The sequence below is a fragment of the Flagellimonas profundi genome (genome assembly GCF_017313275.1).
GTDB lineage: Bacteria > Bacteroidota > Bacteroidia > Flavobacteriales > Flavobacteriaceae > Flagellimonas > Flagellimonas profundi.
The window spans coordinates 265,978-288,670 of the sequence record NZ_JAFLNM010000002.1 but is presented as its reverse complement, the minus strand read 5'-3'; the positions used below and the strand labels follow the sequence as shown (position 1 = coordinate 288,670).

Annotated in this window: 14 protein-coding genes; 10 read left to right on the top strand and 4 right to left on the bottom strand. The window is 41.5% G+C overall.

Going from position 1 to position 22,693, the window contains the following annotated elements:
• Window positions 1-19 precede the first annotated feature (19 nt).
• Both J0654_RS10245 and J0654_RS10240 read left to right on the top strand, forming a co-directional pair.
• Window positions 20-379 (top strand): hypothetical protein, encoded by a 360-nt coding sequence (locus tag J0654_RS10245; protein ID WP_207028587.1) that lies wholly within the window; start codon window positions 20-22, stop codon window positions 377-379.
• 148 nt (window positions 380-527) lie between these two features.
• Window positions 528-1,148, top strand: coding sequence for an MCP four helix bundle domain-containing protein (locus J0654_RS10240; protein ID WP_207028586.1), 621 nt, complete (start codon window positions 528-530; stop codon window positions 1,146-1,148).
• A 40-nt stretch (window positions 1,149-1,188) separates the two neighbouring features.
• Here the strand turns inward: J0654_RS10240 and J0654_RS10235 are convergent, their stop codons facing one another.
• From J0654_RS10235 to J0654_RS10220, 4 genes are all read right to left on the bottom strand, one after another.
• Window positions 1,189-3,609 carry a TonB-dependent receptor gene (locus J0654_RS10235; RefSeq protein WP_207028584.1) on the bottom strand — a complete coding sequence of 807 codons (2,421 nt, stop codon included), beginning with the start codon at window positions 3,607-3,609 and terminating at the stop codon, window positions 1,189-1,191.
• A gap of 164 nt (window positions 3,610-3,773) precedes the next feature.
• Window positions 3,774-4,217, bottom strand: a complete 444-nt coding sequence (locus J0654_RS10230) for a 3-oxoacyl-ACP synthase (RefSeq protein WP_207028583.1) — start codon at window positions 4,215-4,217, stop codon at window positions 3,774-3,776.
• Between the two features lie 7 nt (window positions 4,218-4,224).
• Window positions 4,225-5,577 carry a sensor histidine kinase gene (locus J0654_RS10225; RefSeq protein ID WP_207028581.1) on the bottom strand — a complete coding sequence of 451 codons (1,353 nt, stop codon included), beginning with the start codon at window positions 5,575-5,577 and terminating at the stop codon, window positions 4,225-4,227.
• On the bottom strand, window positions 5,577-6,941 hold the full coding sequence (locus J0654_RS10220) for a sigma-54-dependent transcriptional regulator (protein ID WP_207028580.1): 1,365 nt from the start codon (window positions 6,939-6,941) through the stop codon (window positions 5,577-5,579). Before J0654_RS10220 ends, J0654_RS10225 begins: the two co-directional genes overlap by 1 nt.
• Before the next feature lie 204 nt (window positions 6,942-7,145).
• On the opposite strand from J0654_RS10220, the gene J0654_RS10215 reads away from it, so the two are divergent.
• The 8 genes from J0654_RS10215 (at window position 7,146) to J0654_RS10180 (ending at window position 22,692) form a co-directional block, all read left to right on the top strand.
• Entirely contained in the window at window positions 7,146-8,480 is a 1,335-nt protein-coding gene (locus J0654_RS10215; RefSeq protein WP_207028578.1) for a TolC family protein, read from the top strand.
• Between the two features lie 8 nt (window positions 8,481-8,488).
• A complete protein-coding gene (locus J0654_RS10210) occupies window positions 8,489-9,739 on the top strand; it encodes an efflux RND transporter periplasmic adaptor subunit (RefSeq protein ID WP_207028577.1) in 1,251 nt (416 codons plus the stop codon).
• Between the two features lie 63 nt (window positions 9,740-9,802).
• Window positions 9,803-10,498 carry an ABC transporter ATP-binding protein gene (locus J0654_RS10205; RefSeq protein WP_127136420.1) on the top strand — a complete coding sequence of 232 codons (696 nt, stop codon included), beginning with the start codon at window positions 9,803-9,805 and terminating at the stop codon, window positions 10,496-10,498.
• 40 nt (window positions 10,499-10,538) lie between these two features.
• Window positions 10,539-12,956, top strand: coding sequence for an ABC transporter permease (locus J0654_RS10200; RefSeq protein WP_207028575.1), 2,418 nt, complete (start codon window positions 10,539-10,541; stop codon window positions 12,954-12,956).
• Window positions 12,957-12,978: 22 nt separating this feature from the next.
• Window positions 12,979-15,378: an ABC transporter permease gene (locus tag J0654_RS10195; RefSeq protein WP_207028574.1), complete on the top strand. Its 2,400-nt coding sequence runs from the start codon at window positions 12,979-12,981 to the stop codon at window positions 15,376-15,378.
• A 10-nt stretch (window positions 15,379-15,388) separates the two neighbouring features.
• Window positions 15,389-17,767, top strand: coding sequence for an ABC transporter permease (locus J0654_RS10190; RefSeq protein ID WP_207028572.1), 2,379 nt, complete (start codon window positions 15,389-15,391; stop codon window positions 17,765-17,767).
• A 27-nt stretch (window positions 17,768-17,794) separates the two neighbouring features.
• Window positions 17,795-20,227 (top strand): ABC transporter permease, encoded by a 2,433-nt coding sequence (locus J0654_RS10185; RefSeq protein WP_207028571.1) that lies wholly within the window; start codon window positions 17,795-17,797, stop codon window positions 20,225-20,227.
• A 47-nt stretch (window positions 20,228-20,274) separates the two neighbouring features.
• Complete coding sequence (locus J0654_RS10180; protein ID WP_207028569.1) at window positions 20,275-22,692, top strand: ABC transporter permease; 2,418 nt, start codon at window positions 20,275-20,277, stop codon at window positions 22,690-22,692.
• Window position 22,693: the final 1 nt, after the last annotated feature.

Here is a 22,693-nt window from a genome sequence, read left to right as displayed (position 1 = left end):
ACCCTAAATAGATATAGTTATGAGAATGATAATTTTTGCACTTCTTTTTGTGGTTGCCACCACAAATATCAATGCACAAAGCGTAAACCCACAAGAGGTTAAAGTTGGCGATGTTTTGGAAATCGGACGTCCCGATACGCCCCAGTTCAAACATATTGATTTTCCCAGGGCCAATTTTATCATTAAAAAAGGAGGGATAGCCAACTACAAAAGAGTGGTGGGCAACAAAGTTGTGGTTACCGAAATCAAAGAGAAAAAAGATGGTACCGTAATGGTAAAAATCAAAAAAACCGATGGAAAAAGATTTTTTAACAGCCATCCGGTTGTCAAAGCAGATTTGAAGAATGCACTTGAGTCTGGCGAGTTAAGTGTACTGTAGTTGATTGATGACTTTCCGCCCGGCTTCAAACATTTGGATTTGCTCGATTAGAATGGTTAGCTAAAAGCTGGGCGGATTTGCATCCACATAAAATTTTTAATATTATCCAGTTATATTTTTGATTCTATTCATGTAAAAACCCTAAAGGATGCCAAAAAGAAGAACAATAAAGCAACGAATTAATGCAGGCTTTGTACTTGCAGCCGCATTTTTATTGGTTTTAGCATCCAATCGGTTAAACAACAGGAACTTTAACACGGTTGAGCATGGGGTAGACTCCGTTTTTGAGGATCGCTTGGTTGTTCAGGAATATATTTATAGGCTCAACAACCTTTTTCATAAAAAAGAATTATTCTTGGCCAACAATACGTCGGCCAACAAATCAATTCCCCAATACCCGGAAATCAAAAATATCCTTACGGATTTTGAAAAGACCGACTTAACTGTTGAGGAAGCGCAATATCTATCAAATCTGAATGAAAATTATGCGGCGCTTAAAACTTTGGAAGCCAATCAGCACAATAATGATGAATACAAAGAAGAAATTGTATCCGTTTTACACAGTATAAGTGCAAACCTTGATAATCTTGCAGAGGTACAACTATCTGAAGGAAGACAGCTCACACAACGATCCAAAAGATCACTCGGGATGAATCAGATGTTATCCAGCTTGGAAATCGTGTTTTTGGTTATTATCGGGATACTTTTTCTTATTATCGTTTTTCATAAAGACAAACCGGACATGGAACTTGTAGAAGAGGGTTCTTGAATTGTCAAATTGTTTTTTAATTATCCCCTACATCGACCAATTATTCTTTGATCTCAAATATTTTTCTTGACCTGACCGGATTTCCATTTTTGTCCAAACCATGCAATTCAACCATATAGGTTCCTGTTGCACCTTTTGTGTCGATTTGTATCAAGGAATCTTTGCTGGTCTTGAGGGATGGATTCCAGTATAACAAGGGACTATTCTCTCCTTTTTCTTTGCTTACCTTTAATTCATTATACAATCGGGACCTTGAAAAACCGGGAATATTGGTGTTGACCCAGTTTGTAGAATGGTTTTTACCCAGTTTTTTGGTGGATCTGCCCCGTTTGGAATAAAATGCGACGACACCATTACCCCCTCTGGCCCCAAAAGCCGCCGTTCTTCCTCCCTTTAAAACATCTACGAACATAATCTCTTCTGCCAACATTTGTTCCACTGCTATCTGGGAAACCGGAACACCATTATAAAGGAATAAAGGGCTGTTTGATTCATTGATGGTTCCAACTCCTCGTATGACAATTCTTTGATTCGGAAAGCTGCCCCTGATAAGAACCCCGGGCACCGCGTACAATAGGTCTAGAGCACTGATGGCACCATATCTGAAGTTCGTGGAATCAGCCACTATACGATGATCGTATACCAAATATGGGGTGAGTTTATCCAACTCTTTATTAAGCTCTTTCCACTTTAACGCCTTATCCGATGATACAACTACCTCATCCAAAACCGTCACATTTTCCATGGTATCCAACCTATTGCTTTTTAAATTGGTTACGCTCCCATTATCAGTGGGATTCAATGCGGGGTTATTTTTTGCATCTGATGTCTCACTGCCTTTTGAAGCGGTAAACTTTGGCCACTCATTAAAAACATCTATTGAGACCTCTTTTCCATCGAGATCGTCCAACTTTTGGTTTTTGGCGTGAATGATAACATTTAAAGAATCAAAAAACATGTAGGGACCAAACTCAAAAGTTCCATTATTGTTGATTTGACCGATTTCTTGAAAAGGTTTTGCTCCGGCCACGGTTAACATTGCTTTTGTTTTATCCGCAGCATTCCGATTCTTGTTCTTTATGCGACCAGAAATCATAATGCCCAATTCCGGAGCGTAATTAATATCGCGGACGTTAAAGCCCCTGACTGTTTCCCAATCAACAACTTTGGAACTATCCAAAATCATTATGGCGTCCAAAACCTCCTTTCTTTTGATAGGCTCATTTAAATATAAATTGGACAGTACTTCAGATGTTCTAAAAGGATTTTTTATGGCAAAAATATCCTCAGAACCCTCATTTTTGTTGATACGGTTTGCTGATACAACAGCCAATGAGACCTCTCCTTTTGTGCCAACTCCATTTTTAATGTTAAGCTGAATAGAATCCCCCTTTTTTAAGACGGTATGTTTTAGTTCAAGATCTAAATTCTCTGTTTTTGAATTATCCAAAAACACAGATCTTTGGCTTTGGACCGTTCCGTTTTTGTCAAAAAGGGAGAATGAAACAAAACCATCACCCATGTTTTTTTTAGAAATCTTGAGAAGCTTGGCGTTTTCTTCCGAAGTCTCTCCCAAGCTATAAACATCAAGGGTCTTTTCTCCGGAATGGGTTAAAAGAAAACACCCCTTAAGGCCATTTTCACCGGTATTGGTCATATTGACCAAGATATGGTCGCCGCTTTCTTTTATACGAAGCGAAAATCCTTCTCTTTGGACCTTTGGCAGTTCCTTTTCAAAAGTGTCTGACCCCGAACTGATTACAAGTCTATAATCATGTCCAAATTGAGGTAAAAAATGAGCTTTTCCATATCCTGGAGAAATCAGTTTAAAACTTGTGACAACATTGTCCTGTTCATCCAAAATTTCTCCCGTCTCCCCCAACATCTCACCGTCACTATTAATCCCTTTAATCGCAATAGTGGACATAACATTATGAACAAGGGCACCGCCCTCTTGTTCGATCATTATGGATGTGGGCGTGTTGAAATCCTCAACAAAATGGGGCAATCGATCGGAAACACCAATATAAATAGGTTTCATTTGGGACCTTGGGGTATCATTGTTTAGCATCAGCTTGGTAAATGCCCTTAAATAATAGGTTCCGGAATCCCATTCATTTTTAATGAACAGATCACCAAATGCACCGTAGTCAGAAACCTTCAGCTTTCTCTTATCAACCAATTTGCCGTTCTCATCCAACAGCTCTAAATAAATGACACCGCTAAGTGGTTTTTGTTGATTGCTAAGGCCGTTGGTTAAATAAACACGGGACCAGATTCTCTCTCCCTTTTTATAATAATCCCTGTCCGTTATGATCAAGGTTCGTTCATTTGCCAATAGACCATAGTTCTCAAGCTTTTCTGTTATGTTTTTTAAACTGATAGGCTCGCGTTCTTTTAAAAGAGGCGGAGTAAAGCTGATAAAAACAAGGATTAGAAAAGAAAAAAGGACTTTTCGCATAGATAATGGTTGAGGTGTTTGTATAATTTTTCTTTCTTAAAATAAGAAATTTCTTCAGAAGGTTCAAAAAGGGAGTCTCATTTAACAGTGAACTTCAATAATATTTTTCTCTGAGGGACTTAAAGTAAAGGTAATTTCAAAATGGAACTTGTGGAAGACAAACCTTAATCCACTGCTAAAATGGATTGTTTTTTTCCATTAAAAACAAAGTGTTCCCCTTTTTCCTTTCCGAGTAACAATCTGGCAATGGGCGCATTGGCCGAAATGCAGTAAACTACATCCCCTTCTTTCTTAAAAGAACCTGCGGAAACGGCAATAAAATAATCTGCCATACTTGTTTTCACCATAGAACCCAAACATATTTTTTCTGTGGGTTTTTCAACGTTGATCTTGTTCAGAATGCTTCGTGTTGCATCGAGTTCCTGTAATTGCTGGCCTAGCTTTTCCTGTTCCAATTGTACCATGGCCCTTCCCGTTTCGTGCTTGTCACCTGCGGAGCTTTTGGTTTCGGAGCCCAATGACTCTTGGAGTTCACGGCTCTGTTTTTTGAGGCGATCTGTTCGTTCGTCAACCTGTTTCCAGCAAAATTCTAAAAGCTCTTTTTTCATGATTTGATTAGGCAAAAGTAAGTCGGAAGATAGTTTCTGTATGTGGGACCGAACGCACTTGAATGCTTCCACCGTGAAGTTGCATCACCCTTTTGGAAAGACTGAGCCCAATGCCTGTTCCCTCGTTTTTTGTAGTGAAAAAAGGCACAAAAATTTCGTCTATAACCTCGGGAGGAATGCCCGGCCCGTTGTCTCTGATGTCGATAAATTTTGAACCGTTTTCATCAATTCCCGCGGTCACTTGTACCTTTCCACCTTTAATGGAATCCACAGATTGCAAACCATTTTTGGCCAAGTTGATCAGCACTTGGGAAATTTGTTTTTCGTCGATATAGAACTCCAGGTCCGCTGGCTGGCAAATAGTGGAGAACTCACTCTCCCCATCAATCAATCGGGCGGACATGAGCACGTCGATTTTTTCCAAAAGGTCCTTCCCTTTTACCAAGGATTTATTGGGTTCCGGCACGTGCAATAAACTTCGGTACGATTGCACAAAATCCATAAGGTCCCCTCCCTGCTCTTTAATGACCTCCAGACCTTTTAAGGTGTTCTTGATTTGACCCTCTTCCAATTCTTCCATCGGAGTGATCTTATCCCCTTTACGGTAATATTTGATGATGGAATCCGAAATGGAAGTAATTGGGGTAATAGTGTTCATGATCTCGTGGGTCAGCACTCGGATGAGTCGCACCCACGATTCCGTTTCTTTCTCATCCAACTCTTTATGAATATCCTGTACCACAACTAGTTGTAACGACTGGCGATCCAATGTCAACGGTGTTGACTTTATGGCCAATTGTGTTTGTTCCCGTTCATTGGACAACTGGAACAGCTTCCGCTGAAAAGGCTTAAAGTTTTTAAAGATCTGGTACAGGTTTTCATCCACCTGCTTCAGTTGTTTGATATGGTTCAGTGGTGTGTAATCCAGTAATTGCTCCAATGTGGGGTTTGCAAAAAGGATATGCCCTTTCTCGTTGTATGTCATGATACCAATGCTGGCCTGTTTCAGAATTTCCTGATAATATTGCTCCCTTATTTGAAGCTGTAAATGAACCTCTTGGATTAGACCATTGACCCTATTGAGGCTTCGGTTTAGCTCCTTGAAAGACTCAATAGTAACTCCTTCGGGGAAACGAAGGGTAAAATCCTCGTTCTTAATGGCATCAAAAAAATAGGCTATTTTTCGGTTCGTTCGATTGATAAAGGTTATCAATGAAAACACCTGTACCACCAAAATAATGGCACAAAACCCGAATGTAAAATACGATTTATAGGATAGTGAAAAGGCCAATGCAATGGCGGTAAGAGTTATAAAAATAACCCTAAGGATAAGTTGAATATAAAAGTTTCTACTAGCCATCAGTTATTCTTTTTCTTCAACTTGTTGTAGAGGGTTTGGCGCGATATACCCAATTGCTCGGCAGCGGCACTGTAATTGCCATCATTTTGCTCCAGGGCCCTATTGATCATCTGTTGCTCCATTTCGTTGAGGGTCATGAGCTCCCCATCCATCGACTGCATAGGTTTGGCATGCAGCAGAAAATCTGATGGCTTTAATACACTGCCATCGGACAGGATAACCGCCCGTTCCATGGTATGCTGTAATTCCCTAACATTTCCTGGCCAAGGATATTCCATGAGCTTTTCCTGTGCCGATTGATTGATGCGCAGTCCCGATTTATCGTATTTATGGGCGAATTTCTTCAGGAAAAAATCGGCAAGCACCAAAATATCCTCATTGCGTTCCCGTAGCGGGGGCACTTCAATATGAATAGTGTTTATGCGGTACAGCAAATCTTCACGGAACAATCCATCCGCGACCATTTGCTCCAGATTGCAATTGGTGGCACAGATCAACCGAATGTCCACATTGACCGGTTTGTTGGAACCTACCCGAACCACCGATTTATTTTGAATGGAGGAAAGCAGTTTGGCCTGCATCTGCAAAGAAAGGTTCCCGATTTCATCCAAAAACAAACTACCTTGATGAGCGGCCTCAAATTTGCCCGCCCGATCCTCTTTGGCATCGGTAAACGAACCTTTGGTATGCCCAAAAAGTTCACTTTCGAACAAATTTTCGGCAATCGAGCCCATATCCACACCTATAAAGACCTCATTTTTTCTGTTGGAGAGCCGATGTAGCTCACGGGCAATCAATTCTTTTCCCGTACCATTTTCACCGGTAATGAGAACATTTACGTCCGTTTTGGCCACTTTGGCGACTAGGTTCAGAACAGAGGTCAGCGCTTTGGATTGGCCGATGATGTAATTTCGCCCCTCATTGATCACCTGCTTTAAATTGTTCTCCTTTTTCTTGAGATCATGGATTTCCTGTTTGGATTTTCTCAGCTCGTAAGCCGATTTTACGGTGGTCATCAAACGCTCATTGTTCCACGGCTTTAGCACGAAGTCAGAAGCTCCCTGCTTGAGTGCTCTAACCGCCAAGTCCACTGCCCCGTAGGCCGTCATCATAATCACCGAAGTATTGGGCGACCTTTTTTTGATTTCGTTGAGCCAATACAATCCCTCGTTTCCGGTGTTTACACCCGCAGAAAAGTTCATATCCAAGAGCACAATGTCGATATCTTGTAAATCGGGGAAGGAAGAAATCTGGTTGGGATTAAATATGGTTTGAACGCTTTTGTACTCAAACTGCAAAAGAATCTCCAGAGCGCTCAACACGCTCTTGTTATCGTCAACCACTAAAATTTTGGCATCCACCATAAGGCTTTCTGGTTCAAATTGATGGCTAAAACTAGTAATTGCTCTTATATGTTTTACATAACTGTAAAATATTTGGACATTTTTTGTACAAAATTTTTACACCAAACAAAGGATTTGCGTAATTTTATAAGTGTAACTAGCTGATAATCAGTAAAAAATTATTTTGGCACAAGAATAGAAAGTAGTTTGGCACAGTATGAAACTATGAATTTAAAAATATACATAACAACCTTATTATTATTGGCTTCGTTCATCGGGGTTTCCCAGGAAGTTTGGACGCTGGAGGAATGTGTGGATTATGCCATTGAACACAATCTTCAGGTGAAGAATACCTCATATAACAATGAATCCAGCAGGGAGTCTTACAGGCAATCCATTCGCAATTTATTGCCATCAGTAAATGGGTCCACCGACTATACAATTAGGTATGGTAGGTCTGCCGACCCTCAAACCAACGATTATGTGAATACGGAATTCTTCAGTAACAATTATTCGCTTAATGCCAGTTTGGATCTGTTCCGTGGTTTTCAAAAACTGAATTCGATAAGAGCTTCCAAATTCATCTACAAGGCGACACAAGAAGATATTTTACAGGAAAAGTTTTTGCTGGCCTTTAGGGTAATGACGGCTTTTTACGACATCAAATTTTACGAAGGATTGGTGGCCAATACCTTGGAACAATTGGAAATTTCACAAGCCAATTATGATTTGGTGGAAAAACAAGTGGAGCTTGGGTTAATGGCGGGTGCAGACCTGTACGAAGCGGAATCCAACCTTTTGGGAGATAAATTCCTCTTGACGCAAAACCGAAACCAGCTGGCCAATGCCAAGTTGGCTCTTTTGCAAGAAATGAATTTGACCGAAGCATCGGATATCAATATTCAGGAAACCTTGGAAGAGGCTTCCGTAAACGAAGGCGTTACTTTGGATTCTTTATATCAAAAGGCAAGAGGATTTGTGCCATTGGTCAAATCACAAGAGTATCGGGTAACTGCGGCAAAAAAACAATTACAGGCCACTAGGGGAGGGCTGTTTCCATCTTTGGCCCTATTTGCTGGTTACGGAACAAGCTATTTTGAGACCAATGTGGATGAAAATGGCAATGTAATACCTTTTAGGACCCAGTTCAGCGATAACCAATCCAAGTTTGTGGGTGCGCAATTGAACATTCCCATTAGCAACGGGTGGGCCAATCATTCGAGGGTGAAGCAACAGAAAATAGCCTATATGCAGGCAAAGAACAACCTAGAGATACAGGAGCAGGAACTTTTTCAGTTGTTACAGCAATTGGTCCAGGACAACCAGGCCCTTATAGCAGAATATGAACAGAGCATAAAACAGGTAGAATCGCAGCAATTGGCCTTTACCATTGCACAAAAGCGTTACGAAAAAGGATTGATCAATGCGTTGGAACTCTTTCAGGCCAAAAACCTGTACGGAGTAGCGCAGAATCAAAATTTACAGGTGGGCCTTAGGTTAAAAGTCAACCAGAGCACCATAGATTTTTACAGCGGGCTGCCCATTTTTAATATCAACTAAAACATACCATGGATATACAATTAGAAAAAAAGAAAGGACTTAAACTCAAACATTACGGCTATATCGCCTTGGGCATATTGCTCTTGTTTGTGGGCTATAAATTGATTTTTGCCAGTTCCATGTCAACCTTTAGAACGGAAAAGGAACGTTTGTCCATCTCCTCGGTAACCGATGGCAAGTTTGACGACTACATAACCATCAACGGCAATGTGGCTCCAATAGCCACCATTTACATGGATGCCTATGAAGGCGGACGCGTTTCCGAAAAGTTGATAGAAGAAGGTTCGATGGTAAAAAAAGGAGACATTATCCTAAAGCTGGAAAACATGGCGCTTTATGAGCAGATTTTGGCCAGTGAAAGTAACCTGGCGCTTAAGCAGAACGACCTGCGTTCCACCAAACTCACCTTTGATTCGAGACAGGTGGAAGGAAGAAAATCCTTGGCCACCGCACAGTACGATGTGCAACGTTTGAAACGAGCTTACGAGCAGAACCAAGAACTTTATGAAGAAGAGTTGATTTCCAAGGAAACCTTTTTAAAGTCCAAGGAAGATTACGAATTGGCACAAAAGCAATACGAAATCGTAAAACTACAAACAGAACAGGATGATGAATTGCGTGAAACCTCCCTTAAGGGTTTGGACACCGACTTGGAGCGGATGCAAAAAACATTGTCCATGGTATATGAACGCCTCGACCATTTAAATGTTCGAGCTCCCGCCGATGGACAATTAGGGTTTTTGGATGCAGAAATTGGTCAGAATATTTCGCAAGGGCAGCGTATTGGACAGATCAACGTACTTACGGATTTTAAAATTGAAGCTGATATCGATGAGCATTATATCGATCGTGTGAAACGGGAACTTTCCGCCACTTTGGAACGTAACGGAAACGAGTACAAATTGCGATTGCGTAAGGTATACCCCGAAGTAAGGAACGGCAGGTTCCGCGTAGACTTGGTTTTTGTGGATGAAAAACCCGAGACCATCCGAGCAGGACAGAGCTACAATATACGATTGCAACTGGGTGAATCCAACGATGCCCTGTTGTTGCCCAAAGGTGGGTTCTTCCAAAGCACCGGCGGACAATGGGTGTTCGTGGTGGGTCCCGATGGTAACGAAGCCATTAAACGCAATGTGCGATTGGGAAAACAAAATTCAAGATATTATGAGGTCCTCGAGGGGCTTCAACCAGGAGAACAGGTCATTACCAGTAACTACGATAGTTTCGGTGATGCGGAACGGATTGTATTAAAATAGTCCGTGGGAATGTAACATCAATCAAAAAAGAATAGTCTTTACATAAAAAACAACCATCAAAAAATGATACAGATAACAGATCTTAAAAAAAGCTTCCGAACAGAAGAGGTAGAGACCTTGGCCTTGAACGGGGTAAACTTAAAAGTGGAAGAAGGCGAATTTGTGGCCATTATGGGCCCATCTGGATGCGGGAAATCCACTTTGCTGAACATCATTGGAATGCTGGACAACCCAACCGAGGGTAGCTATAACTTTGCAGGGCATGAAGTGGGCGGACTAAAGGAAAGCCAGCGAACCCAACTACGAAAAGGCAACCTTGGCTTTGTGTTCCAAAGCTTTAACCTGATCGATGAACTCACTGTTTTTGAAAACGTTGAACTTCCGTTGATCTACCTTAAAATGAACAAGGCCGAGCGCAGGGAAAAAGTGCAAAAAGTGCTGGAGCGCATGAAGATCGCACACAGGGAAAAGCACTTTCCACAGCAACTATCCGGAGGTCAGCAACAAAGGGTGGCCATTGCAAGGGCCGTGGTCACCAATCCAAAATTGATCTTGGCGGATGAGCCGACGGGTAACCTGGATTCCAAAAACGGTATCGAGGTGATGAACCTGTTGACCGAACTCAACCAAGAAGGGACCACCATTGTCATGGTAACGCACTCCGATCGTGATTCACACTATGCTCATAGGGTCATCAATCTGTTCGACGGTCAAATTGTGACCGAAAGTCAAAATAAGCCTATGAAAAGCATGGTATAGGAGTTTAATTCATCAATCAAAAAACTATCAAATCAATCACATGTTCAAAAACCACCTAAATATCGCATGGAGGACCATAAAAAAGGATAAACTCTTCACATTTATTAAAATAGGAGGTTTTGCCGTTGGGATAGCCGCCTGTCTTTTAATTGCCCTATTTATTCGTAATGAGGTCAGCTATGATCGGCATTATGCCAAGAAAGATCAAATTTATAGAGTGGTTTTTCAGGGAGTGCTCCAAGGCGAGGTCATGAAAAGCACGCATTTTCAGTTGCCATTTGCCGACGCACTTCAATCTGATTTTCCAGAAATAACCAAGGCAGGAAAAGTAAATACCATCGAGATTTTTGGTGCAGGGAAACGTGGATTTCGAATCAATGGGGAACAAGAGAGTACATTTGAGGAGAACTTTATTATTGCGGACCAGGAGGCTTTTGATATTTTGGAAATCAACCTGGAGCATGGGGATGCATCAACTGCCTTGACCAATCCCAAAAGCATTGTGATTTCCAAATCCAAGGCCGATAAGTATTTTCCCAACGGAAATGCCTTGCAGCAGACCATATTTTTGGACAACGACACCTCCAATCCTTATACGATAACGGGTGTGATGAAAGATGTGCCGAAAAACTCACATCTGGATTTTGATTTTATGCTTCCTGTAGAGGACAACTATGGGGGTTGGACCAATCAAAATTACTTTACTTATGTATTGGTAAACCCTAGCACCAATATTCAGGAATTGGAGCAAAAAATGTCCTCGATTGTAGAAAAATACATCATTCCGGCACAGATAAAACGGGGTCGCTCCGAAGCTTTTCTAGATGTCTTGAGAACTGCGGAGTATAAACTGCAACCCATTACGGACATTTATTTAAAATCCGATCTTAAAATGCAGGACGGACTTAAACACGGCGATGTTAAGTTTGTTTGGCTATTTGCTGCTATTGCGATTTTTGTTTTGCTGTTGGCCATTATCAACTTTATTAACCTTTCCACGGCCAAATCGGCCAATAGGGCCAAAGAGGTAGGACTCAGAAAAACCATTGGGGCCTTCAGGAACAACCTGGTCAATCAATTTTTAACCGAGTCCGTGATCTTCAGCATCATTTCCTTTGTTTTGGGAGTAGTGTTCGCTTGGGTTTTGCTTCCTACCTTTAATGAGATTGCAGCCAAAAACATGGTGTTACCTTGGTCCGACTGGTGGTTCGCTCCTTTATTGTTGATTTCTGCGCTTATTGTAGGCGTGTTGGCAGGGCTGTATCCAGCATTCTATTTATCCGCATTTAGACCAGCGAGTGTTTTAAAAGGCAAGTTGAGCGTTGGTAGCAAGAGCGGAAAGTTAAGGAGTGGTTTGGTGGTTTTTCAGTTTACCACTTCGGTCATCTTGATCATAGGTACACTTATCATTTACCGTCAGATGGATTTTATCGTCAGCAAGGAATTGGGGTACGATAAAGAACGGGTCGTTGTACTAGAAGGTACCAATATTCTTGGTGAAAAGATGGAATCTTTTAAAGAGCAATTATCATCTCTGTCACAAGTAAAAAACGTAACATCCACCAACTATTTGCCCGTTGATGGCGGTAGTAGAAACGGAAACACCTTTATGGTGGATGGCAAGGATGATGGTGGAAGGGGAATCCCCGCTCAAATTTGGAGGGTAGATTACGATTACATTGAAACCTTGGGCATTCAGCTTAAGAAGGGCAGAAGTTTTTCCAAAGATTTTGCATCTGACTCTGTCAACTCCATTGTGATCAACACCAAAATGGCCTCGGATTTGGGCCTAAAGGACCCAATTGGCAAAGAATTGGATAACAACAGTCAAGTTTTTACCATTATCGGAGTTATTGAAGATTTCCACTTTAAATCCTTGAAAGAAGATATCTCAGCACTGTCTTTGGTCATAGGCAAAGACTTCGGGGCCGTTTCCGTAAAACTGGAAAAGGGAAACCCAACAGAAGCCTTGGCATCCATCGAAAAAGTTTGGAACAAAAACATACCCAATCAGGCGCTCAACTATACCTTTTTGGAACAAGAATTTGCTCAAATGCACAATGATGTAAGGCGTATGGGCAAAATATTCAACAGTTTTGCACTGTTTGCCATTCTGGTGGCCTGCTTGGGGCTATTTGCACTCTCGGCCTTTATGGTGGAGCAACGAAGAAAGGAAATTAGCATTAGAAGGGTTTTGGGTGCTCCTTTCAAGAACATCTATCAATTGCTTACCATCGATTTTTTAAAGTTGATTTTAATTTCAATCTGCATTGCAATTCCTGTAGGTTGGTATTTAATGAATCGATGGCTGGAAGATTTTGCATACCGCATTACCGTAGGGTGGGAAACATTTTTAATGGCTGGGTTCATTGCACTTGGCATTGCAGTGCTCACCATAAGTTACCAATCCGTTGGAGCCGCTTTGCTGAAACCGACCAAAGGGTTGCGTACGGAATAAATCAATCAAAAAAACATCGATCATGTTAAAGAATTATCTAAAAATAGCTTGGAGGAACCTAACAAAGAACAAGGGTTACACCATCATTAATGTTGGAGGACTGGCTCTGGGAATGGCCGTTACCCTGATCATTGGTCTTTGGATCACGGATGAACTTTCTCATAATGGCTATTTCTCCAATAAAGACCAAATAGCTCAGGTTTTTCAATCCCAGACCTTTAATGGGGAAACCGGAACAGGGCCCGCTATGCCACGTCCATTGGAAAAAGCTTTTAGGGAAAGCTATATGGATAATTTTAAGCATTTGGTCATGTCTTCCTGGACTACCTCTCAGTACCTTAAGTACAAGGAAACGAGCATTTCCAGAGATGGAAACTTTATGCAACGTGAGGCTCCTGAAATGTTCGACCTAAATATTTTAAAGGGGGAAAAAGATGGAATTCGGGAAATCAACTCCATCATGCTTTCGGAGTCGACTGCCGATGCTTTGTTCGGGAACGAAGATCCTATTGGAAAAACCATTGAGGTCAATAGCCAATATGATATGATGGTTACCGCAGTGTACGAGGACATTCCGTTCAACACCTCTTTTAATGATACCGATTTTTTGATGCCTTGGGACAAATATGTTTCCATTAATGAATGGGTAAAAAATGCGGAGGACCAATGGGGTAACAACTCGTTTCAGATGTTCGTTCAAATTGCCGACAACACCTCAATGGAAAGTGTTACCGGCAAGATAAGGAATGTAAAGAAAGACCTCAATGAGGAAACGGTAGAGTTTAACCCCCAATTGTTCTTACTTCCTATGGAAGATTGGTATTTAAGATCCCGATTCGAGAACGGAAAACAAGCTGGGGGCAGAATCAAATACGTTTGGTTGTTCGGAATTATAGGTGCTTTTGTCCTGCTTTTGGCCTGTATCAATTTTATGAATTTAAGTACGGCTCGTTCCGAGAAAAGAGCAAAGGAAGTGGGTATTAGAAAATCTATTGGTTCACAACGAAGTCAATTGATCAACCAATTTTTAGGGGAATCTTTTTTAGTGGTTCTGTTTGCTTTTGTAATCGCTGTGTTCATTGTGGTGTTATCGCTCAACGGGTTTAATGATCTGGCCAGAAAACAAATGGAATTCCCTTGGGGATCCCCTTTATTTTGGGCGGTTTCTTTAGTGTTTATATTGATTACTGCTTTATTGGCCGGTAGTTATCCGGCTTTATACCTGTCCTCCTTCCGACCGGTCGATGTATTGAAAGGGACCTTCAAAACAGGTAAGCACTCTGGTCTTCCCAGAAAAATTTTGGTGGTGGTGCAGTTTACAGTCTCTGTGGCCTTTATTATCGGAACGGTAATCGTGATGCAACAAATCAACCATGCCAAAAACAGACCAATTGGTTATGATAAGGAGGGGTTGGTTCAGATACCGACCATGAGCGAGGATTTTACCGGCAAGTTTGAATTGATGCGCGAGGAGTTTATTAGCTCCGGTGCAGTTACCGAAATGTCTACCTCCAGTGCTCCTACTACCCGAATTTGGTCCAACAGAAGCGGTTTTGATTGGGAAGGCAAACCAGAAGGTTTTCAAGAAGATCTGGCATGGACCGAGGTATCACCAGAATATGCAAAGAGCCTTAATTTAAAAATTGTCGCCGGAAGGGATTTTTCTCGTGAGTTCGCATCGGATTCCAGTGCAGTGCTCCTTAACGAGACAGCGGTAAAGTACATGGGTCTTCAAGACCCTGTGGGTAAATTTATAACGGATACTGATACCGAAGACCCTTTTGAACCTATGAAAATCATAGGAGTGGTCGAAGATATGATCGCCCAATCCCCTTACGAACCCGTAAAGCAAGGCATGTATGTGTTCGACAAATATGGGAATGGCTCATATTACAATATGAGGTTGAATCCAAACCAGAGTGCTAGTCAGAACATCGCAATTATCGAAAGGGTATTTAAGGAACACTTCCCCAATATTCCGTTTCAATACGATTTTGTAGATGAAGAATATGGGGAAAAGTTTGCTGCAGAAGAACGTATTGGTCAATTATCGGGAATTTTTACAGCTTTGGCCATCTTGATCAGTTGCCTTGGTCTTTTTGGGCTGACATCTTTTGTGGCAGAACAACGCACCAAGGAAATAGGTGTTCGCAAAGTACTTGGGGCCTCTGTGTTCAACGTATGGAACATGTTGTCCAAGGACTTTTTAAAGTTGGTCATCATCTCTTGTTTTATCGCGGTGCCCATTGCCTATTATGTTATGAACGGTTGGTTGCAAGAGTATCCATACCGGGTGATCTTAAAGTGGTGGATTTTTGCCCTAGCTATGATCGGAGCCTTGGCCGTCACCATTATAACCGTAAGTTTTCAGGCCATTAGAGCGGCCCGTTCCAATCCCACAAAAAGTCTACGAACCGAATAATTCATCGATCATGATAAAAAACTATCTGAAAATAGCGTGGAGAGCGTTGATAAGAAGCAAAGTTTATTCTTCAATAAACATTGTTGGCCTTTCCTTGGGGCTAGCTGCATGCATGCTGATAGTTTTATATGTAGGCCATGAATATAGTTTTGACAAGTTTCATGTAAATGCAGACAACATTTACATGGCCGAAACAGAATTAACATTTGGCAACGACCCTATTTATATACCGTATATGGGTTATTCCAAAGGACCGGAAAGCAAGCAAAGCATTCCGTCCATAGAAGATTGCCTTCGTTATAAGGAAAGCTTTGAGAGCGTAACCATTAAAAACGCCGCAGCTCCTTCACTAAAATTTTCTGAGGACAAATTCGCGTTTGCCGATCCCAACTTTTTTGATTTTTTCTCTTTCACCTTACTTCAGGGCAACAAGGATCATGTGCTGGATAATCCATTTTCCGTAGTTGTTTCCCAAAGAGCAGCAGAAAAATATTTTGGATCCAAAGACCCTGTGGGAGAGGTTTTTCTGTACAACGACAAATATCGGTTTACGGTAACAGGTATATCGAAGAACACCCCTTCCAACTCCAGTGTTGATTTTGATTTTGTGGCGTCCATTTCGAGTATGGAATCTATGGAGGAATACAATGAATCCATTACTAATGATTACGACGATTTTACCACTTATTTCTCTCTGAAAAGTTCTGCAGATCCTACACTTGTTGAAACAAGTTTACTCAGTATTAATGGTGATCAACAAGATAAGGGCAACGATGTAAACAAAAGATATCTTCTAAAGCCTTTGACCAGTCTACATTTTGGGAAAAACTTCGCCAACAGCCGATATATAAAAATATTTCCTCTGGTTGCTATCCTGATTTTACTTCTTGCCCTGGTAAACTATGCCAGTCTCTCCACGGCACGTTCCACCACCAGATCCAAAGAAGTTGGGGTAAGAAAAGTTTTGGGCGCCCGCAGAAAAGCCATTGCAATACAGTTCTTTTTGGAATCGTCTCTGTATACGGTCATTTCCTTTGTTGTGGGGTATTTTCTATGTATATCTCTACAACCTTTTTTCTTCGGCCTATTGGACATTCAAATGGACAATTCATTTCTGTATGCTCCACAAATGCTCCTATCTCTTGGAATATTGCTTATCATCACCATAGTGCTCGCGGCAATATATCCCGCAATTCTATTATCGGCTTACAGGCCCATAGTTGTTTTGCAAGGTAAATTGAGCAAGCAAAATGGGGGTGCAGGTGTGAGAAAGTTTTTTACCGTTTTTCAATTTGGTATTTCTGTAGTGCTCATTATTTGCGCTATTGTAATCGATAGGCAAATGTATTTTTTCAGACATGCCGATACCGGTGTGGACAGAGAAAACATTGTAATGCTACCTTTTTCATCTGATGCAGGCAAACATGCCATCCCTTTTGAAGAGGAAATACAATCCATTCCTGAAGTTGTACAATCCAGCATGGGTATTCTTCCATTGTACAAGGGATTCAACATGATGAGTGTTAAAAGCACCAATAGTGATGAGATGATCTTTTTGCCAACATTGACCGTTGATGAAAATTTTATTTCGTTGTTGGGCCTGAAATGGGAAATACCTCCTGTAGATTCCCTTTTCTTCAAGAATCAAAAAACAGCTGCAATAATCAATAAAACGGCCATTGAAAAACTGAACCTTGAAGGAAGTCCGATTGGTCAAAAAATAAATGGTCAATATGAGATTGACGGGGTGTTAAAAGATTTTAATTATTCCTCCTTACATAATAAAGTGGAGGCATTGTGTCTGTTCATTAAAAAGAGCAACGATGCAACTTCTCCATGGGGAAAACATGGCGGGGTCATTTATGCCAAAATTGCTCCCAAATCGAACATCCCCTCCACCATACAGCAATTAAAAACGGTCTACGAAAAATATGAAAATGAGAACCCTTTTGAATATCACTTTTTAAATGATGCGTTTGATGCACAGTATAAAGCAGAGGATCGTTTGGCCAAGATTTTCGGTGCCTTTACCGGTTTTGCCATTTTAATTGCCGTGATGGGCTTGTTCGGCCTAGCAACATTTATTGCCGTGCAGCGAAGAAAAGAAATCGGCATCCGAAAGGTTTTGGGAGCCTCCATTAAAAATGTGACAGCTCTATTATCGATAGACTTTTTAAAGTTGGTCGTCTTTGCCATTCTCATTGCATCACCAGTGGCATATTGGCTCATGGGCCAATGGCTACAGAATTTTGCCTACAGGATATCCATAAGTTGGTGGATGTTCGCCTTGGCCGGCACAGGAACTTTACTTATTGCACTATTAACGATAAGCTTTCAAGCGATAAGAACCGCTACAACAAACCCGACAAAAAGCTTACGAACAGAATAACAGTATCATTATCAAAAAACGAGAATCATGTTTAAGAACAATATTAAAATAGCATGGAGGAGCCTTAAAAAACAGCCATTCTTCACTTTCCTCAACATATTTGGATTAGCAATTGGAATGGCTGGTGGGCTTTTGCTTAGCCTTTACATTCATGATGAGCTAACCCACGATACCATGTTTGCGGATGCAGACCGGATTTATCGGTTGAATGCCGATATGAAATTTGGAGGGAAAGAAGAACAAATGGCCGAGGTCTCGGCACCAATGGCGGGAGCTATGTTGAATGATTTTCCAGAGGTTGAACTCACAACGCGCTTTAGGAGTATCGGGAGTGTTTTCATCAAGGAAGAAGGTGTTCGCAGTAATGTTCGGGAGCCAGGGGTTACCTATGCCGACTCCACCTTTTTTAAAATGTTTGGGATAAAGTTGCTTTATGGTGATGAGAACACAGCGTTGACAGAGCCCAATACATTGGTAATGACCAAATCTGCAGCAGAAAAACACTTTCCTGTTGATCAAGCTGTTGGAAAGACCGTTCAGTTGAACGATAGGGATATCTTTACTGTTTCAGGGATTGTTGACGATATGCCCGACAACTCTTTTTTAAGGGACAGGGATTTGTTCTTGGCCATGTCCGGAAACGAGGACTCTCGGGGGGCAGAATGGGGAAGCCATAATTATTATACCCTCATCAAATTGATTCCAGGAGCTTCCGTAGCGGATTTACAGGAAGAAATGAAAACCATGGTCGGGAAATACCTTATCCCGTACGCCCAACGATTTTTCCCAGGAATTACCGAGCAACAGTTCTTGGATTCGGGGAATTATATGAAATATTCCACCATCGCCCTTACCGATATACACTTGTATTCTGGAAGAGGACCGGAGTTTAGCCCAGTTAGCGATATTAAAAATGTATATATCCTAGGAGCGATAGCATTGATTCTTCTGATATTGGCCAGTGTAAACTTTATGAACCTCACCACCGCCCATTCTCTCAAAAGATCTAAAGAAGTGGGCATAAGAAAAACATTGGGCTCACAAAGAAAAAGTTTGATCGGACAATTCTTAACGGAATCCGGATTGATCGCCATGGGATCATTGGTGTTTGCCGTGATCATTGCTATGGTTGCCATGCCATTTTATAACGATTTAAGCGGCAAGGAACTATCCATTCCCTTTTCCAGTCCAATGTTCTGGTTGATTCTGTTGATCGCAACTTTGGCCTTGGGCATACTATCAGGAAGTTATCCGGCCTTTTTTATGTCCCGTTTTGTTGCTGCCAAGGTACTGAAAGGACAAGGCGACAATTCCATTGGTGGCGGAAGAGTAAGGAATATTCTTGTGGTACTCCAATTTTCCATTTCCGTATTCCTAATTATGGGCACGTTGACGGTTTTTCAACAATTAAGTTTCATACAAGGAAAGGACCTTGGTTATGCCAAGGACCAAGTTCTTGTAATAAGAGGAGTAAATTCTTTGGAAGGAAACAAAAATGCCTTCAAAAATGAAGTGGAGCAACTAAGCCAGGTCAATACGGCCACATTGAGCAGTTTTTTGCCAACTCCTTCTTCTCGAAGCGACAGTTCGTTTATGCAAAAGGAAGATCGAAGTCAGGAAAAAGCCATAAATATGCAACAGTGGCGCGTGGATGAAGATTATATAGCTACCATAGGATTAAACCTTGTCTCGGGTCGAAATTTTGATACCTCACGTTATTCCAGTGATTCCACTGGGATCATCATAAATGAAAAAGCAGTGTCCATATTGGGAAAAACCCCCGAAACCGTATTGGGACAACAGTTCTTGGATAATTTTAATGAAGAAACGTTGATTACCGTAATAGGGGTTGTAAAGGACTTTAATTTTGAATCACTCCGGGACGAGGTAGAGGCACTTGCCCTATTCTATGGTGGGGAGCAAGCCAGTAATTTGGCCATAAAACTTAACCAAGGAGATGTGACCCGAACTATTGGGGACATTGAGAACATTTGGATGGATATTGCCCCAACACAGCCATTTGAATATTATTTTATGGACGACTCCTTCAACACAAGTTATGAAGCAGAGCAACGACTGGGACAAATTTTTATGATTTTCACGGTACTTTCCATCATCATTGCCTGCTTGGGATTATTTGGCCTTGCTGCTTTTAATGCCCAAAAACGAGTAAAGGAAATCGGGGTCCGTAAAGTATTGGGCGCCGGTGTTGGGCAGATTGTGCTCAGGCTCTCCATGGATTTCTTGAAACTAGTAGGGCTTTCCGTAATAATAGCATTGCCCTTGGGTTGGTATGCCATGGACCGCTGGCTACAGGACTTCTCTTATAGGATTGACATTCCATGGTGGGTTTTTGCCCTTTCCGCATTAATGGCGGTGGGCGTGGCCCTTTTAACGGTGAGCTATCAAAGTATTAAGGCCGCCATTGTAAATCCAGTCAAGAGCCTAAGAACTGAATAAATCCACGATCACTGAACTTGATCGGCACTATCAAAAAACGATAAGCTATGCTCAAAAACTATCTAAAAATCGCATTGAGAAACCTGATTAACAATAAGGTTTTTACATTGACAAATATTGTAGGGCTCACCTCGGCATTGGCTGTTTCACTTTTGTTGGTGATGACCGCTCTGTTCGAACTTTCCTATGATCAATTCCACGCGAAAAAAGATTCTGTTTATCAGGTATATCTGTCCAGTCAAACCCCAAGAGGATTAGAGTCTGGCACTTCACAACCTGTACCACTTGCGCCTGCTTTAAAGGCAGATGTCCCCGGAATAAAGCATGCCGTTCGAACCTTGAGTGATGATGTTCTTGCGATCTACAAGGAGAAAGAAATCAATTTGGATGCTGAATTTTCGGACCCTGCATTTTTTAACATCTTTACATTTCCTGCAGTAAAAGGTAATGCCGAAAACCCATTATCGGATAAGAACAATGTTGCTATTTCAGAAGAAGGAGCCCAAAAACTATTTGGAAGTACCGACAATGTCATCGGAAAATCCATCTCTTTACAACTGGGCAAGCAGGAACAATTATTCACTATATCCACAATTCTAGAGGACCCCCCACCCAACAATAGTATGGATTTTGATATTGTTATTCCGTTTGAAAACCATCCAGAATACATTTCTAATATGGATCGATGGGATTCACAGTTTCATTTGGTTTACGTTGAGCTTGAAGAAGGTATAACTCCCGAGCAATTTGAAAAAAACACACGGGATTTCACGAGTCTCCATTACAAAGGAAGTATCGAGAACGCCATTAGGGATGGTGCAGTGGCCAATGCTGATGGATTGTACAAACAATTCCATTTGCTTTCAATTGCTGATATGCATTTCACCTCTTTTGCCAGTGGAATGGCCGAAGTCAAGAGAACTTTTCCCTACATGATTTTGGGGATTGCCTTTGTCATCATATTTATTGTATGTGCCAATTTCATCAATATGAACATTGCGTTGAGCGAAAGGCGCTTAAAAGAAATAGGAATGCGCAAAACACTTGGAGCAGTTAAAAAGCAACTGTTCTTCCAGTTTTGGATGGAAAGCCTTTTGGTTTTTATGGTTTCAACCATATTGGGATTGGTTTTGGGCAATCTTTTGTTGGAGCCGTTTAAAACCCTTTTCAATACAAGGGCCACCTTAGATTATGTGACCCAACCTAAAATTTTACTCATCTTTGGACTCTCTATTTTTTGTGTCACACTGATAGCTGGTGGATACCCCGCCCTTTTAATGAGCAGATTGGGTACGCTCCGTGCATTAAAGGGAAAATTGGATTTTGGGAAAAACCGATTGCGAAATAGCCTGATTGTACTTCAATTTACCATAGCCATTTTGCTCATCAGCGGGACTTTGGTACTCCACGGACAGATAGAATTTATGCGCAATAAAGATTTGGGGTACAATAAGGAGCAAGTTATTTCTATACCATTAAACGGCAAAAAGGACAGCTATCGTGTGGTAGAACTGCTCCGGGATGAACTAAAGGGCAATATTGACATACTAAATATTTCAGGAGCCGATAATAACTTGGGATTGGGCAGAGACGGAAGCTCAATGAACAGCATGATGGGTTTCGATTACCAAGGGCGTGGAGTGGTCACCAACGCCTTAACGGTAGATTACGACTACGCAAAAACCTTAGATCTTGAGGTTGTGGCGGGCAGAACCTTTAGCAGGGATTTTGCTGCGGATAGTTTAAGCCTGGTTATCAACGAAACCATGGCAAAACAATTGGGCGAGGAAGACCCGCTTTCTATTCGTATTCCAATGGACGACGGTGCAACCACTTATTCAGTTATTGGCGTGGTCAAAGATTTCAATTTTCAAGATATCAGCAAACAGGTGAATCCCCTTACCCTTTTCATGAACAACGATTGGGACCTTTATTATGCCTATGTAAAAATTGCCCCCGAGAACATTGCTGGTTCTTTTGAGGCTGTTGAAAAGGCTTGGAGCAAAATTGAACCCCAGGCCGAGTTTTTGGGTTCCTTTTTGGACGAAAACCTCGACCGCACTTTCAGAAGGGAAAAAACGATGGCTACCATAGTTACTAGTGGTAGCATCCTAGGAATTCTTTTAAGCTGTATCGGATTATTTGCAATTTCCATGTTGGTGGTGGGACAACGAACCAAGGAAATAGGTGTGCGAAAAGTGCTAGGCGCAAGCATATCTTCTGTGGCTATTTTGCTCACCAAGGATTTTTTAAAGTTGGTTGCTCTGGCCTTTATCATATCCACACCCATTGCATGGTACTTTTTAAATGAATGGTTACAGAACTATGCATCCCATGTTGTGCTCAGCCCCTTGTTTTTTGTAGCCGCAGGGTTAACCGCTTGCCTAATTGCCTTTGCTACCGTTGGTTCGAGGACCCTAAAAGCAGCATCGGCCAATCCTGTTAAAAGTTTAAGAGACGAATAAA

Coding starts and splice junctions, on each gene's coding strand:
- J0654_RS10235 (WP_207028584.1), bottom strand. CDS start 3,609: ATGCGAAAAGTCCTTTTTTCTTTTCTAATCCTTGTTTTTATCAGCTTT.
- J0654_RS10200 (WP_207028575.1), top strand. CDS start 10,539: ATGTTCAAAAACCACCTAAATATCGCATGGAGGACCATAAAAAAGGAT.
- J0654_RS10180 (WP_207028569.1), top strand. CDS start 20,275: ATGCTCAAAAACTATCTAAAAATCGCATTGAGAAACCTGATTAACAAT.
- J0654_RS10185 (WP_207028571.1), top strand. CDS start 17,795: ATGTTTAAGAACAATATTAAAATAGCATGGAGGAGCCTTAAAAAACAG.
- J0654_RS10230 (WP_207028583.1), bottom strand. CDS start 4,217: ATGAAAAAAGAGCTTTTAGAATTTTGCTGGAAACAGGTTGACGAACGA.
- J0654_RS10225 (WP_207028581.1), bottom strand. CDS start 5,577: ATGGCTAGTAGAAACTTTTATATTCAACTTATCCTTAGGGTTATTTTT.
- J0654_RS10220 (WP_207028580.1), bottom strand. CDS start 6,941: ATGGTGGATGCCAAAATTTTAGTGGTTGACGATAACAAGAGCGTGTTG.
- J0654_RS10195 (WP_207028574.1), top strand. CDS start 12,979: ATGTTAAAGAATTATCTAAAAATAGCTTGGAGGAACCTAACAAAGAAC.
- J0654_RS10215 (WP_207028578.1), top strand. CDS start 7,146: ATGAATTTAAAAATATACATAACAACCTTATTATTATTGGCTTCGTTC.
- J0654_RS10205 (WP_127136420.1), top strand. CDS start 9,803: ATGATACAGATAACAGATCTTAAAAAAAGCTTCCGAACAGAAGAGGTA.
- J0654_RS10190 (WP_207028572.1), top strand. CDS start 15,389: ATGATAAAAAACTATCTGAAAATAGCGTGGAGAGCGTTGATAAGAAGC.
- J0654_RS10245 (WP_207028587.1), top strand. CDS start 20: ATGAGAATGATAATTTTTGCACTTCTTTTTGTGGTTGCCACCACAAAT.
- J0654_RS10240 (WP_207028586.1), top strand. CDS start 528: ATGCCAAAAAGAAGAACAATAAAGCAACGAATTAATGCAGGCTTTGTA.
- J0654_RS10210 (WP_207028577.1), top strand. CDS start 8,489: ATGGATATACAATTAGAAAAAAAGAAAGGACTTAAACTCAAACATTAC.